The following is a 16,686-nucleotide window of genomic DNA, read 5'->3' on the forward strand; positions in this document are numbered from 1 at the left end:
CCTGTTTTATCAGTTAAATATTTGATAATTGATAATTTTTCTTTATGCCACGGATTGGTTCAATATTCTTTTCTTAATTATCCTAATTGTTTGACTTTTACGTTGATTGTAGTTTTTTTGTACTTCAATTTGAAGTGCGGAATGTGGGTTATAATCAACAGGGAGATCGTTAAAGCCATAAATTGCCAGAGTATAAGTACCCGTGCTATGGAGCGTAGCTTCAAAGTCACTGCCTATATAAGTGTTCCAAACAATTCGATTGTCGGGTCCTACCAAATCCCAATACGTGTTTGGTGCATCCATTAGCGAGTCTAGATACAAACGTTCACCAGCCGTCCCTGCGAACTGATAAAAGTGAGTTCTTTGACCGGGGTCAAGCTGACCGCTGATGTCAGTATCAAGTGCTATTTGGTTATCCAAACCCACATCCAGCATACTGAAGCTGTATGCGTCCGTTTGTTCTCCATTGCCATCAACGATCAAGCGATAAGTACCGTTTTCTGTGAGGGTAAATGGACTAACATTATGTTCGCTCAGGTCGCGGTTAAAAATCGTAATGCCACTGGGACTGTAGAGGTATGCCCTAGTTGTGTAGTAACCGTTGGTGATGGTATCAAAAGACAAACGTTGCCCAATACTTCCAGTGAAAGTGTAAACATCTTGCTCTCCCTTCTCAGAGATAGCATCGCTGATAATGTGAGGAGTATCATTACTGCCCAAGGTCAACGATGCGGTGTTGGTATCTGGGGTAATAATTTGGAACTGATAGTCAACAAGGTTGCCGTCAAAGCCATAAATCGCCAGAGTGTAAGTGCCTGTGCTTGCAAGCGCTACCTCAAAGTCATAACTCATTTGGGTGCTGTGAAGCACTTGATTGCCCGATCCGACCAATTCCCAGTTTGTATTTGGCACACCCTTAAGCGAATCAAAAAACAGTTGCTGACCTGTAGTTCCCTCAAACTGATAAAAGTGAGTTCTCTGACCGGGATCGAGCTGACCGCTGATGTCAGTATCAAGTGGTATTTGGTTATCCAAACCCACATCCAGCATACTGAAACTGTAAGCATCTGTGCTTTCTCCATAGCCATCTATCACCAAGCGATAAGTGCCGTTTTCTGTGAGGGTAAATGGACTAACATTATGTTCGCTCAGGTCGCGGTTAAAAATCGTAATGCCACTGGGACTGTAGAGGTATGCCCTAGTTGTGTAGTAACCGTTGGTGATGGTATCAAAAGACAAACGTTGCCCAATACTTCCAGTGAAGGTATAAACATCTTGCTCTCCCTTCTCAGAGATAGCATTGCTAATAATATGAGAATTCTCGTTGCTACCCAAGGTCAATGATGCAGTATTAGTATCTGGGGTAATAATACGGAAGGTGTAAGGGACATTGCGATTAATGTTGTCCCTACCTCTTAAAGCCAGAATGTATTCACCATTAACAGGCAGATCTATCTCCATGTCATTCCAATTGTTGAAGAGAATCACTTTATTGCCTGCATCGTAAAGCACCCAGTCTAGATTAGTATTATTACTTGATCTGTCAAAATACAACCGTTGACCCGCAATGCCTGTGAAGCGGTACACGTCATCCTCTGACCCTGGATTGAGTACGCCAGTCTCGTTGCTATCCATTGGCGCAATGGGTACAACATCCAAGTCAAGCAAGCTAAAGCCGTAGTCACCAGTCGTACTACCATTTCCATCAATCACCAGGCGGTAGTTACCAGTTTCTGTCAGGTTAAGAGGTCCTTCATATCTAGCATCAGAATTAACTACTAACTGACCACTAGGGCTGTAAATCTGCACTGCCCACTCCCAATAGTTACCACTAAACTTGAGTGAATCAAAGTAGATACGCTGTCCCGAAACCATACTGAAAGTGAACGCATCTTGTTCACCAGGATTGTTAATCTGACCTAGTACGGTATCGCCAAATACCATTACAGATGGTGGCGTCCATTTGACTTCACCTGTGGTGGGATCGACTGTCATGCCCTCTGGTCCCAGCGCTAACTTATAGGTCAGGTTGTCAGCGTCTAAGTCGATGGCATCCGCATCATACTGATAGGCAGTATTAATTGCTGCATCTACGACTGGTGTAGAAGTGAAGATGGGCGGTCGATTTGGCGGTGCATCAATGACTGATAAAGTCCACTGCTGAGCTGTAACGCCACCGCGACTGTCGCTGACTTCCACGAAAACCGCATGATTTCCTTTGTTGGTAGCTACCGTATCCCAGGTAATGACACCAGTCTTGGCGTCAATGGTCATCCCCTCTGGATATACCAGCAATTTATATGTCAGCACATCAGAGTTGGGGTCAGTCGCGTTGACATCGTAGCGGTAGGACTGACCACCAATGATTTCGGTGTTTGGCTTAGTTTCAATAACAGGTGCTGAGTTTAACTGTGCTAGCACCACCAGGTCGTAGGTAAACTGCACCCCAAGAGGATTGTAGAATACCAAGGAACGTTGAGCGCTCAGTTCGTTCGGGTCAAGCTTGCTGTCAGCTACCAAACTGCTGAAATCGTAGTAAGGAATACCCTCAGGTGTCAACCCATCCCAGTTTCGTACTATGACACTGGGGTCGCTAATATTTGTAATGCCTACAAGCACCGGAGCATCAATGCTATAGGAGCCTGCATTGCGGACGGCGATATCTGCATACAGGAGCTTGGTGTCGGCGTTAAAGGTGGTGCGGTGGTACTCGGCACCAACACTTTGAGAGACATCGCTTAATAAGTTAAAGTTAGGCGTTGACCCTTGTATTGGTTGCTTTTCAAAGTCTTTTTGAACGGGGAGTTGCGTACCTTCTGGTGCGGGAGTTATAACAAAATCTGAAATCCTAACGCTGGTTGTTGTGTCGCCATCATTATTTACCAGACGGAACACCAGTTTGGCATCAGTATTTGGAGTGATACCAGTCAAGTTCAAACTGACAATGCGGTCTGTGGAATTATAACTCGTGCCTGCTCCCAGAGCAATTTCTTCGCCTTCCGTCCAGTTGAAGAAGGTGTCTCGACCGCTAGCAACAGTATGAACCAAGGAGTTCCCATTCACATCAACCAATGCTACTTCAAAGGCATCGTTGATTGAATTGAGATCTTGATTGTCAAACTTGGGGTCAATCTTAAAGCTTATAAGAGAAGGAGTTGCTCCCGTTGTGAAGTGAACTTCTCGAGTGGCTGTAAAGTTGGTTTCTTCAACTAAGGGTGAGTCTGAATTAACGGGGTTAACTGAGATGATAAAGGATTGAGTTCCTTTGAGTCCTGCTGCATCAGTTGCTGCTAAATCAATGTTGAAGATCCCCTGAGTGGGAGTTCCACTTAAAGTTGCAGTTCCATCACCGTTATCTACTAAATTGAGCCAAGTAGGGAGGTTAGAGGCTGTAATGTTGCGAGTATCTCCCGCATCTGGGTCAATGGTGACAATATTGTAGGTGTAAGTGCTACTTTCATTAGCCGTGTAAAAAGGAGTGCTAGTAAAGATAGGAGATTCGTTAACGTTGGTGACACCAATAGTAAAAATCTCCGTCTTACTTAAGCCGCTAGCATCAGTACTACGGACTGTAATGGAATGCTCGGAGTTACTTTCAAAATTTAAGAGTTGACCATTGGCGACAAGCAACTCATTTCCCACTATGCGGAAACGCCCGCCCCCATCATCCACCAAAGTATAAGTATAGCTGTCTCCCGAATCCGGATCGGTGCTGCTCAACTGACCAATGACTATTCCAGGAGCGCTGTTTTCTGCTACAGTGTTACCGACTAGAGTTATGGCAGTAGGCGGACTAAAACGGTAGATGGTTGTGGAGAAAGTCTTTTCATTGCCAGCAATATCAGTCGCCTTGACAGTAAAGGGATTGTCTCCTATTGCCAGAGAGACATTGGCAAACGCAAATTTACCAGTGCTATCAGATGTTGTGACGGCATGAGTTTGTTCTAACACCACTGTCACATTTGCCTCAGTTTGACCCACTAACGTTACAGTTTCAAACTTAGTTTTCTTGTCGCCAAGTGTACCGGAGTCAGATGTGGTTTCTAGGTTAAAGATTGGCGTTTGGGGTGGAGTGGTGTCAAAGTTGAAAGCAAAGTCAAAAATACTAGAATTATTCCCATATCCGTCCCGAGCAAACAGATGCAATGTATGAATGCCATCTGGCAATGTGCCGCCATTAATTTGTTCTAAACGAGTGCGGTTAAAGGTGAAGCTCCCATCTGGTTTCAAGTCAGTCAAGACACTGATAAAGCTGTCTGATGAGGTGCTGTCAAAACCCGCACGAAACTCAATTACACTATTAGCATCAGTGACAGTGCCACTGATAGTTGGGTCATAAGTAATCCAATCTTTGTTAGTGGTATTACCGGGAGCGGTATCGTTAACTAGGGTAGCTGAGATCGCAGGTCCAATAGTATCGGTAATTACCGTGACATTATATTGAGTTGCAGTCACGTTGCCCGCGCGATCGGTAGCAGCGATTGTCAGAATGTGCGATCCATTGTTAAGACCAGCCAAATCTAATTCTTGGTCAAAGTGACCTGTATCATCAAATGTAATAGCGACTTCACTATTGTTGTTGAAGCGATAAATCAGTGAAGTGACCCCACTCAGAGTTCCATTGACGCTACCTGAGACTTTAGCTCCCTGTTGCAGTGAAGCTTGATGGACTGGCGTGGTTAAATTTAATTGTGGGATAGCAGTATCAATAGTTACTTGTAAAGTGTCAGATCCGGTACTGGTATTTCCAGCAATATCTGTGACGGTAGCGCTTAATTGATGTACACCATGAGTTAATTCTGATGTGGTCAGAAGCCATGTACCATCAGCCGCAACGGTTGTTTGTCCTAAGAACTGACTATCGCTATATAGTTTAACTGTTGCACCAGCCTCAGCAGTACCGATAATTGTGGGGGTAAGTACTTTAGTTATGCGATCGCTGTTGCTAATACCACTATCACTTGTAGCAGACAGGTTGAGAGTAGGTGCATCTGTAGTCGTGTCGAGGGTAAAGGCAACATCAAAAATGCTGTTTGTATTACCGTACTGGTCTTGTGCCTGCAAACGCAAGGTATGAAAACCATCAGGCAAAAGCCCGCCATAAATTTGTTCTAACTGGTTGCGATTAAAAGTAAAGCTACCATCCGCTTGAAGTTGGGGCAGGACATTGACAAAATTGGCAACAGGAGCATTATCAAAACCCGCACGGAACTGGACAATTTGATTGGTATCTGTGACAGTACCGCTAATGGAGGGGTCAAAAGTAATGTTATCCGCATTTGTGGTATCACCAGGTGCGGTATCGCGTACCAAGGAAGCAGCAATCGCGGGTGCATCTTTATCGATGGCAACTGTTACGTTGTATTGAGTTATCTTAATATTACCAGCAACATCGGTAGTAGCGATTGTCAGAATGTGCTCCCCATTGCTGAGTCCAGTCAAGTCCAATTCTTTATCAAAGGTTCCTGTTGTGCTTAAGGGGACTGCAACGGGAGGTAAATTATTGAAGCGGTACTCAACTGATGCGATCGCTGACCCCGTACCATCGACACTACCAACGAGCCGCACTCCTGGTGTTAACGGTGTAGTTTCCACCGGAGTCTGGAGGGTGAGTTGTGGTAAAGCACTATCAATGGTAAGTTGCAATGATGCACTTGAATTGCTAACATTTCCGGCAATGTCAGTGGCTGTGGCAGTGAGATTGTGAGTTCCATCAGCGAGGTTAGAAGTTGCTAGGAGCCAATTGCCAGTACTATCTGCTGTTGTTTGACCGATAGATTGTCCATTCTTAAACAACTCTACAACTGCAAAAGCTTCGGCATTACCAGTAATAACGGGTGCAGTGTTCTTTGTGATGTTGTCGGCGTTGTTAATTCCGGTGTCATCACTTGCTGGCAAGTCTGGCACTGAGACAAATGGTGGAGTCGTATCCAGGGTAAAAGTCAGGTCAAAGATGCCCGAAACATTATTGTATTCATCGACTGCTTGTAAGTGCAGAATATGCTCGCCATCCAGCAGCGTACTTCCATAAATAGTATTGAGTTGGGCGCGAGTGAAGATAAAGCTACCATCTGCTTGACGCAGTGCCGTAACATTGACAAAGTTAGCAACTGGGGTGTTATCAAATCTCGCCCGGAATTCAATAACCTGATTTGCATCTATGACAGTACCCCTCACAGTTGGATCGAAAGTAATACCATCGGCGTTAGTAGTTCCACCAATAGCCGTATCGCGTACTAAAGAGGCAGCGATCGCAGGTGCATCTTTATCCAGGGCGACTGTCACGTTATACTGAGTGCTTTTAACGTTGCCAGCAGTATCTGTGGTAGTGATGGTTAAGGTATGTTGTCCATTTTGTACCCCAGTAAAGTCTAGCTGCTGGTCGAAGGCTCCTTGAGTGTTAAAAGATACTGGAATTTCTGTGAAGTTATCGAAGCGGTAGGAAAAGGAAGTCACTGCACTCCCAGTTCCATCCACGCTACCAACAAGTCGGGATTTTTGTGTGAGCGGTGCAGTATCAACCCCAGTTGTTAGAGTCAAGACTGGTAAAACGGTGTCGATAGTGACTTGCAGTGGCACAGAGCCAGCGCTGACATTGCCTGCAATGTCACTAGCAATAGCACTTAAAGTATGCACTCCTTGAGTTTGGGGGAAGGGAGTGATTGACCACGTTCCGTTGGCAGTAGCAGTCGTCTGTCCGACAACTTGTCCGTCACTCAATAGCTGAACTGTTGTCCCTGCATCGGCAATACCTGTAATGGTTGGTGTACTGTTGTTGGTAATGTTGTCAGTATTGTTAAAACCGCTGTCGCTATTAGCTACCAAATCCAAATCCTTGGGTGCAGCTATAGTTGTATCAATAGTGACTGATAGTTGGTCAGAGGGCAAACTGACATTACCAGCTTTGTCAACAGCAGTAGCCGTAAAATTATAGACACCATCAGCCAAAGGTCCAACTTGTAGCTGCCACTCACCCATGTTTGATGCGATCTCAGTTCCTAATATCTGTCCGTCTTTGAACAACTGTACTGTTGACCCCGCCTCAGCATTTCCAGTGATGGTTGGCGTCGGATTGAGTGTAATATTATCGCTGTTGCTAGCTCCAGTGTCGGTCTTTGGAGTCAGTCGCAAGCGATTGGGGGCATCGGGAGCCACTGTGTCAATGGCTACTAATAGCGGTTGAGAGAGTTGGCTAACATTTCCAGCAATATCAGTGGCGCGTGCTGTCAGGTTGCGATCGCCATCACTTAAGCTGCTTGTAGTCACTCGCCAAGCCCCTGTATTCGTGGCTGTGGTTTGACCCACCAATCGCTCGCCATCAAACAGTTGCACTGCAGCCAAAGCTTCAGCATTCCCTGTAATAGTAGGTGTATTTTTATTCGTGATGTTGTCCGTATTACTAGAACCACTGTCGTCAATCGCAGGCAGATCGAGCTGGTTGGGCGTTAGTACACTCGTGTCAAGGGTAAACGTCAGGTCAAAAACGTTCGAGGAGTTGTCGTATAAATCTGACGCCACAAGATGCAACGTATGGACGCCATCCGGCAGTGTACCACCATACATAGCTTCTAGCTGAGCGCGATTAAATGCAAAACTGCCATCAACCTTAAGCTGGGCAGTCACGTTTGTATAGTTAGCAATAGGGGTGTTATTTAAGCCTGCACTCAATTCTACTATAGAGCTTGAGTCAGTGACAGTTCCAATGATGGTGGGGTCATAAGTCATTCTGTCCGTGTTGGTTGTTCCGCCCGGTGCTGTGTCATTAGCCAGAGTCGCGGTAATAGTAGGTGGAATCGAGTCAGGATTAATGACTGTAGTTTTGCCGTTGAAGATAATATCACCCTTAGCACCAATCTTACCGTGTAAAGTCGAAGTGCCGTTGAAGGTGAAATCTCCAACACTCATGAAGTACCCGCGAGTGTCAGATGAACCATTGTAAATAATGCTTCCACTGGAGATAACTCGAACATTGTTAGTGGCATCTGTGTTTTTGGTTGCAGCATTAAACGTAATGCTGCCCGAAGTGCTACCCGTAGCTAATAACGTTGCCCCGGCAAAGCGAGCGTTGCCGTTCATGTTGATAGAACCATTCGCGAAGGCAGACAATTCTCGTGCTTGTAAACTGGATAGATTAATATTGCCCGATTGAGCAACTAAGACAACATTATTAAAATTATGACCGCTGCCGTTAAAGTTAATATCTCCCTGTTCAACCGTAATGACGTAGTAGTTTAAATTGACGTTGGCAGGAATATTCAATCCTCCACCTGTCACTCGGACAACAGTAGGATTGTTCGCCGTGCCGGGAGGTGGAAATTTCTTCGACCAATCTGAAGAACTGTTAATGGGGTTTTGGCGAATGTCAAAGGTAACTGTTGGTGTTCCTGATGGAATTTTGCGGCTAAGTTCTTGCTGCTTGAGGTCACTATACGCAGGTACAGCGATCGAAACTGGCTCGACAACTTCAGGGGGAATCAAAGGAGCATACTGTTTGGCAGAACCGTTAGCAATACTAGTTGTGTAACCTGGTGCTACGGCAACAGCATTATCTACTAACAGTAGTTTGCCCGAACTATCGGTTTTTGGATTAAGGGCGTTGTCCCTTTGTACGGGCAAGACAAGGTTACCGTTAAATATGAAACCTTTGCCTGCATAAAGGAGTGCATCATCGCTCAGATCCAAAGGATCTCCGTCTAAATCTCCTCCACCATTGATTTTGATAGTTTTTTCCGTCCGTATCGTAAAGTTCGGTTTCGGACTCTGGGGTGTTAAAGTTTTTTGACCTTGGCTACTTTGGGTTGAACCCGTCAATGCCTGTGTCTGAGTTTGGGATGTTTCTTTACTTTCACCCGTGAGAAAGTCGCCAGAAAGACTGCTCACGAGTGAGCTATTATTGTCACCACCTGTAAGGAGATCTTTGTCCTTTTGATTCAAAGGAGTGAGTGGTTGAAATTTAACGGGAGTATACGACTGTTGCTTGAATAATAGCGATTGGTCAAAGGGATTGATGGCGAGTGTGTTGGAGTTAGCGGCATTGTCTGTATTGTCAAGAGTGGTCAGGGCTGGGTTTTGGCGCGACAATTCATTTGAAACCAGGTCTCCTCCGCTTGGCGTCTGAAGCGTTTTTTGTAAACCCAATAAAGATGAATCATCACCCAACGGTGCAACTAAAGATGCACTTTCTAATAGAGAAGGTGGCAACAAACCATCATTATTATCAGATGCACCGTTATTTCCAAAGCTGACAGTCCGAACCATGACTAACCCGCCTGCTAGTATGCTAGTAGTAAATGATTAATTATTTAAATATTCTCACCCTACTTATGGGCTTGAGTCAGTGGTAAGATAACCAATAACTTCAGCCCATGAGTAACAATAATGCTGGCTAATTATTTAATTAGAAAAATATCCAGCACTGCTTATTTACAGTTTCCATATTCTTGCAGTTGCTGGGATAATATTTATATTCTTAGGCTATTGTGGCAGCACTCATAGTAAATAAATCCGGAACTGTAGCCGGAACGGAAACTGTAGATTCATCAGAAGCTGCAAGTAAGCTAGAAGGGATTTTCTGCAAAAATTTCTGATTAATGAGATCGGAGTAAGTATTTAAATCAGTCTGCCAATTCTCAAGGCAGTTATGCAAATGGCTGATTTTTTCGGCTCCATTCTCACCACTCAATTCGTAGCTAAAACTGCCAGAAAACATCACAATTGGGGTGCTTGTTTCGTCTTCATTACGCAACGCGGCTTCAGTGATGCTGAGATAGAAAGGAGCGCGTTGGAACTTGTAAACCAAGTTGAGTGAAGCTCGCATGGGGGAATCTCCAGCAGATTGCCAAGCACCGGGAGACAGTAGATTTTCTGCCATGTATTTGCGAGCCGCATCTGGAGAACCGGCAAAAGAAACGTAGCCTCTGGGATTGATACCTACAGCTTCGTATTCTATATTGGGTAGGGTTTGTACGTATTTGCGAGCAATTTCCGCAATGTTCAATTCCGACATTGTTTTGTCGTCAATGGGTTCCATGAAAATCACTCGATTTGGTTCTGCAATAATACTAATTCCATTGGTGAATACCACCTGAACTGCACTGTTGGTATAAATTGGCTGTCTTGCCAAATTCCAATCTTGGGGAACAATACCACTGTACTTGAGGAAGTCTGGGTTCAGAATCGAAAGGGAATGGTTTTTGACAGCAAAGACGAGCCCCAAATTTTTACCGACTAGTTGTTGACTCATGAAATTCCTTTAATTAATTTTAGGATTGATAGAATTCAGATTTCGAGCGGCACACAAATCTACACCGGATAGTTTTAGGTTTCATCCGGTTTCTCAGTTCCACACTGTCTAGCAGTTGAATCCAGATTATGAGTATTTCTGCGTGGGAACGGTGAATCGGTAAAAGCAATTTCTTTAAGCCGATTCAGTTCTTATTCTTAATTATTAAATTACCCACTGATAAAAAACACGAGCAATTTTACTGAAAATCGTCCGGATGAGGAAAATTTAGTAGAAAAACTGAAATTGTTAAGAGCTTTTTAAATTCTTCTTACAAATCGTAGGGAATTTTGTGAAAAACGTGTAAAGATAGAGATAACTTTTAACTACTCCTGTAAAGAACAATTTAACACTTGCAATTCCTGACGTGTTAATACAGGGGCTAAAATTTGAATGAGAAGCGATGAGTTATATTAGGACTGACGCAACCTCAATTTTCAGATTAAGGGACTTCCAAATAAAAAAATCATCAACTTTCTCTTGTGGTACGGGCTTCTAGCCCGTCATTAATAAAGTACGGGCGAGGACGCCCATACCACAAGATTGGGTAATTTATTTCTTGGACATCCCTAATAGACCACAAGAATATGTAGGACAGGCGTTCTCGCCCGTCCTACACTACTAACCACTAACCACTATCTAATGATTGTTTTCATGACGCTCGTAGGCGGCGACAATTTCCTGAACAAGAGGATGACGCACCACATCTTTTTGAGAGAATTCGCAAAAAGCAATGCCTTTTACGTGTTTTAGAATATGCGTTGCCAGTGTTAAGCCAGATTGTTGGTTGTTCGGGAGATCCGTTTGTGTCATATCGCCTGTCACGACCATACGAGAATTAAAACCCAAACGAGTCAAAACCATTTTCATTTGAGATGGTGTTGTGTTTTGGGCTTCATCCACTATGACAAAAGCGTTGTTGAGTGTACGTCCCCGCATATAAGCTAGGGGAGCAACTTCAATCACCCCTTTTTCCATTAAGGATGGGACTTTCTCAGGGTCAATAAATTCATTGATGGCATCGTAAAGCGGGCGCAAATAGGGATTGACTTTTTGCTGCAAATCCCCTGGTAAAAAACCAAGTCTTTCACCTGCTTCTACAGCAGGACGCGTTAAGATTAGTTTTTCAAATTGATTGGCAAGGAGTGCTTGTACGGCAATAACAACTGCCAGGAATGTTTTACCAGTCCCGGCGGGACCCGTGCAAAAGATCAGATCGCGCTTACTGAGTGCTTCAACATACTGCCTCTGCCGCAAGGTTTTGGCTCGTACTTCTTCGCCTTTGCGCGTCTTAGCAATAACATTTCGCTGCAAGTCTAGCAATTCATGCTCTCGATGGGTATCGAGAGCATGACGGGCTGTTGATATATCTGTACTAGTAATGTTATTGCCTTGACTCCAAAGGTCTTCAAGCGATCGCACTAATCGACTCGCCAAGTCAATTTGCTTTTCTGTTCCAGAAATATAAAGTTCTTGCCCCCGCAGTACCAGAGTTGCGCCTGTTTGTCGGGAAAGTATTTTGAGATTGTTTTCTCCTTCTCCTGCAAGTGCGATCGCACTTGGTATATTCGGTAGTTGAATTGTTACGTTATTAGTCATTAGTCATCACTAGAGAGAAAGTAGAGACGCGAACAACCGCTTCTCTACTTCGTTTAGGTTTGAATAACAACAGCTTTCAAACCTTAGCTGTGACATTCATCAGTTATCGATCACTCATGTAATAGCCAATAACTAGTTTTTGGGTCACTGGTCACTGGTCACTGGTCACTGACTTAGTAGCGACCACCTTTACGTGCAACTTCTGCTTTGCGCTTCCGGCGCAAGCTGGGTTTTTCGTATCTTTCACGACGCTTGACTTCGGATAAGATCCCGGCTTTTTGAATTTTCTTTTTAAAACGCCTTAATGCTGAGTCAATGGACTCATTTTCACCCAAACGGACTTCAGCCACTCCCTAGTTTCACCTCCTTAGAGAGATTGTCAGACCCTTGTAGAAACCCCACCTACTGCAAGCAGTATAGCGCTTGCTTCCGTGATGGAAGATAATTGCTTTCTCTGTACAAGAGAAGAGTTTTTACAGCAATACGTGTTTTGCATTTACAGCGCAAACACGGAAAAGACATCATGCCATGAAGGATAAAAGTTGAAGGATAAAGGATGAATTTTGTAACTTTTACTTCATACTTCATACTTCATACTTTACACTTCATACTTTTCTTGACTTTCTCGCTTTACCTCAATAAGAACGGAAGCGGGTTTTTACAATAGGTCTGGGTCCGTTTCCGCGTCTCTCTCTGGGTTTTGGCGGTGGCAATCGCTCTTCACCTTCATCTTCAAAAGATAAACCCTCTCGTCCACCAGCAGTACTGCCGTAGATATCAAGGTAGACTGATTGTCCAACTGCTTGAGCAGCTGCGGCAATCACCGTGCGAATTGCTTGAATATTTCGTCCACCCCGACCAAACACTTTTCCTTTATCTGTGCCATCAAAGGCAATGCGAATCCAAGCACGTTTGTGCGTTTGAGTCAGTTCACAATCGACGCTTAAAGATTCGGGAGAATCCAAAAATGGTTGCATGAGAAACCGTACCAGTCCAACATAGTCTGGACCGATCGCTAGGGATTTCTGTGCAATCTCGTTATGATGTAGCTTTTGCACTGACCTGTTCAAAGACATTGGCTTTTTGCAGGATGCGACGCACCGTATCTGTTGGTTGAGCGCCTTGTTGTAGCCGCTTGACGATGCCGGGAACGTCCAATCTTACTTCATCTGTTCTAGGGTTATAGAATCCCAGTTCTTCTAAAGGACGACCATCGCGGCGAGCGAGGCTTTGAATTGCGATTATGCGGTAACTCGCTTCCCGCTTTTTACCGTATCGCTTCAAGCGCAGTTTAATCATGTTTAGAAATCGTTCTCCTGTTTCTAGCAATCATTTTGTAGTTTATTCGTAGGCAAGCGGTGTTGTACAGACCTCACTATAGGCGCAAGCGTCTCCCAAAGATAGGGTGCTGAACGTTTCTTGCTAAAAAGCTAATCTTAGCACAAAATGGGTATCTTTGGTTAGTAGTTAGTGGTTAGTGGTTAGTGGGAAAACAACCAACAACCAACAACTAACAACTAACAACTAAACTATAGTGTTCCAAACCCTTTCTTCTTTTTGTCTTTTTTGGGTTTCTTTTTGGGGCTTGCACCACCACTAGCACCGCCAGTGTAACCGCGCCAACCAGGTGCCGATGGGCGGTTACCTGCTGCATAGGGATCGCCCATACCACCACCAAGCATTCCTGGCATTCCACCAGGAAATCGTCCTTGTCCCATCTGCTGCATGAGATTACGCATTTTTTGAAAGTCACCAACTAACTTACTCACGTCGGTCTCTTTATAACCGGAACCTCTGGCAATACGCTTGCGACGGCTGGGGGAACTGGCTAACAAATCGGGATCGCGACGTTCGTCGGTTGTCATGGAATTGATCATCGCTTCGCAACGCTTGAGTTGGGTTTCTCCCTGGCGAAGTTGGTCGTCGGAAACCTTGTTCATTCCTGGGATCAGCTTGAGAAGACCTCCCAGAGAACCCATGTTCTTAAGCAGGCGCATTTGCTTGAGAAAGTCGGTAAAGTCAAACTTTGCTGACAGGATTTTCTCCTGCATCTTCTCAGCATCGGCAAGGTCAATTTCTTCTTGCGCTTTTTCTACTAAGGTGAGGACATCACCCATGCCTAAGATGCGCGAAGCCATGCGTTCGGGATAGAACGGTTGCAGGGCTTCCACTTTTTCCCCAACACCCACAAACTTAATTGGGGAACCGGAAATTTGCCGCACCGAGAGTGCAGCCCCACCACGGCTATCACCATCCATCTTAGTTAGAATGGCACCAGTAATACCTATTTTTTGGTGGAATGTACGTGTAAGATTTGCTGCTTCTTGACCGGTCATGGCATCCACAACCAACAGCGTTTCATGGGGCTGCACAACCTCTTTAATTCGGGCTAACTCAGCCATCATTTCTTCATCAATTTGCAAACGCCCCGCAGTATCAATAATTACTGTATCCACGCCTTCAGCCCTGCCGCGTTCCACGCCCTGTCGCGCAATTTCTACCGGATCGGCATCGGTTCCAAGCTCAAAGACCGGTACTTCAATTTGTTTGCCCAACGTTATCAACTGGTCGATAGCCGCCGGACGGTAGATATCTGTTGCTACCATCAAGCAACTGCGCTCTAACTTACGTAAGTGTAACGCTAGCTTAGCAGTCGCGGTTGTTTTACCAGTACCCTGCAAACCTGCCATCAGAACAATTGTCGGAGCGCGATCGCATTGTGCGAGAGGTACGTTTTCTTCTCCCATCACTTGTACCAGTTCATCATGAACAATTTTGATGAACTGTTGGTCGGGTCGAACCCCAGCAATTACCTCAGCCCCCTGCGCCTTGGTTTCAACTTCAGTAATAAAATCTTTAACTACCTGGAGATTGACATCTGCTTCTAACAGGGCGCGACGTACTTCCTTCAAAGCCTCTTGGATGTTAGATTGGGAAATTTTGTCCTGACCCCGGAGTTTCTTCCAGGCAACTTCTAAACGGTCAGCTAGTGCTTCAAACATAATCAGTGAGTTTCCAGGTAGTTATCCAGCAAAGTTTTAACGCAATATATATTTAGCTTAGTTGTTTTTTACTTGGGCTGTAGCAATTAAAAAAGGGAGTAGGGAGTGGAGAGTAGGGAGTGGAAAAGAAGGATTTTCATGGTTGGTGATGAAATTTTTTCATTGGGACTGCCTTTTTCAAACTAGATCCCCACGAGCAATAGAATAGCTCACAACGAGGAAATAAAAATTTCTTGCCCTACTCTCTACTCCCTACTCCCCACTCCCTATTTTTTGTCACATAAAAGTAATATTTTATACATTAGCTTTAAAGTTATGATAACCTTTGACAATCAGAATGAATTTTTGGCAAATAAATAAAAACATATGACAAAATCCCATGAATCAAGTTGCACCCTACTCATTTTAAGTCTTAAAATAATTGAAGTTAGGTAAGGTTAATGACCAGTGACCAGTGACCAGTGACCAGTGACCAGTGACCAGTAAACCACCATACTTACAAACGTTGGAATCTGAATAATGAATTAATTTCTTTTTTCTATAAATCAATTTAGGGGCTTCTACAGTATACGTAATTGGTCACTTAACTCTGACGGGGCGACAAAAGAGCTAGGATGCAGATAGGATAAGCTCCATAGCTCTTAGACCTCGTTGATAATACTTCAATTTATTGCGATTTAATCTCATTAATTCCGTGACTAAATCTTCACATGATTCCATGAAATTAACCCATGTTTGACCATATAATCCAATATAAAAACTGCTGTGTCGCCTTTCAATCCGCCCGTATTCTTTCACGCGACCCACATATTTTTGAACACCTTTTTGTTTAATTTGTTGTCCATGTATTGTGGCAGATGTGTATGCGATGGCTATTAATAAAATTAGAGAAATTAAGCGTTTATTTGAGACCTTAGTATCTTCTAAATTATAACCCCCGCTCTTAAAGTCTCGAAACATTTCTTCTATATCAAATCTTCTTTTATAGGCAGCGATCGCCAATTCTAGCGTGACTAAATTTGTGGCAATAAACCATCCTTCTTTTGGAGCTATTCCTTGAATTTTCCGTCTCCATTTACAAGCTACATTAAAATTGGTAAATCCTTTTTGTTTAGTGACCTTAACTCCTTGTAAAAAGAAAGATATTCCTGGTGATAAGCCTAAATCATTTAACTCTTGCCAAATCTCATGTTCCATTTCAATGAATTCGTTTTTTTTCAAACGAAGACAAAAAGATATGCCTTGCTCTCTGAGCCAACTTGCTAGTTTGACAGAACAAAATTCCCTGTCTCCCAAGAGACAAATTTTGTAATCCTTAAAAATTGGTAAAACTTGAGAGATTAACAATTTTTGTTCGTTAAGATTACTGCTTCCCAACTTAGATAGGAGTTCAAAATATACAGGAAAGGCTCTTTTATCCCAAACTACACTAATTACAAATAAATTAATGCAACCCCATGCAGTGCGATCGATGACTACATAAATCATTTTGTCAGATTGAAAATATGTTGACAACCATGTGGTAACAATCGGAAACCAAATTTTTTCAATTGTTAAGAATGGTAATGATAAAAATCTTTGTAATTTTTTTCGTCTGCTTTCAAATAAAATAGGGATTGGGAGATTTGTTGCTAACGCTTCTAAACTAACTTTTTTAATTGACTGTATAACATTAATTAAAATTGTTAGCAGTAAGTATTCGGTTGGGCTAAATTGACTTTTTAAGTGTATTTGGTAAAATGAAGGTATCATTGTCATTAGATAGGTCTTGTTGACAAAGGTAGACCTATCTTTTTTTACCAC

At 43.6% G+C, this 16,686-nt stretch carries 8 protein-coding genes; all 8 read right to left on the minus strand.

The window, feature by feature from the left end; all coding sequences use genetic code 11:
* Nucleotides 1-42: 42 nt before the first annotated feature.
* Nucleotides 43-9,258 carry an Ig-like domain-containing protein gene (locus tag WA1_RS39815; RefSeq protein ID WP_066613182.1) on the minus strand — a complete coding sequence of 3,072 codons (9,216 nt, stop codon included), beginning with the start codon at nt 9,256-9,258 and terminating at the stop codon, nt 43-45.
* A 211-nt stretch (nt 9,259-9,469) separates the two neighbouring features.
* Nucleotides 9,470-10,243, minus strand: coding sequence for a hypothetical protein (locus WA1_RS39820; RefSeq protein ID WP_017748563.1), 774 nt, complete (start codon nt 10,241-10,243; stop codon nt 9,470-9,472).
* A 678-nt stretch (nt 10,244-10,921) separates the two neighbouring features.
* Nucleotides 10,922-11,881, minus strand: coding sequence for a PhoH family protein (locus WA1_RS39825; protein ID WP_017748564.1), 960 nt, complete (start codon nt 11,879-11,881; stop codon nt 10,922-10,924).
* Nucleotides 11,882-12,054: 173 nt separating this feature from the next.
* Complete coding sequence (rpsU, locus tag WA1_RS39830; RefSeq protein WP_017748565.1) at nt 12,055-12,231, minus strand: 30S ribosomal protein S21; 177 nt, start codon at nt 12,229-12,231, stop codon at nt 12,055-12,057.
* Between the two features lie 285 nt (nt 12,232-12,516).
* The gene (locus WA1_RS39835; RefSeq protein WP_051077134.1) at nt 12,517-12,957 is read right to left on the minus strand and encodes a KH domain-containing protein; all 441 of its coding nucleotides are present in this window, start codon (nt 12,955-12,957) and stop codon (nt 12,517-12,519) included.
* Nucleotides 12,920-13,180 (minus strand): 30S ribosomal protein S16, encoded by a 261-nt coding sequence (gene rpsP / locus WA1_RS39840; protein WP_017748567.1) that lies wholly within the window; start codon nt 13,178-13,180, stop codon nt 12,920-12,922. Before rpsP ends, WA1_RS39835 begins: the two co-directional genes overlap by 38 nt.
* Nucleotides 13,181-13,410: 230 nt before the next feature.
* Nucleotides 13,411-14,883, minus strand: coding sequence for a signal recognition particle protein (gene ffh / locus WA1_RS39845; protein ID WP_017748568.1), 1,473 nt, complete (start codon nt 14,881-14,883; stop codon nt 13,411-13,413).
* 609 nt (nt 14,884-15,492) lie between these two features.
* Nucleotides 15,493-16,635 carry an IS4 family transposase gene (locus tag WA1_RS39850; RefSeq protein ID WP_026135404.1) on the minus strand — a complete coding sequence of 381 codons (1,143 nt, stop codon included), beginning with the start codon at nt 16,633-16,635 and terminating at the stop codon, nt 15,493-15,495.
* Nucleotides 16,636-16,686: the final 51 nt, after the last annotated feature.

The sequence above is a fragment of the Scytonema hofmannii PCC 7110 genome (assembly GCF_000346485.2).
Taxonomy (GTDB): domain Bacteria; phylum Cyanobacteriota; class Cyanobacteriia; order Cyanobacteriales; family Nostocaceae; genus Scytonema; species Scytonema hofmannii.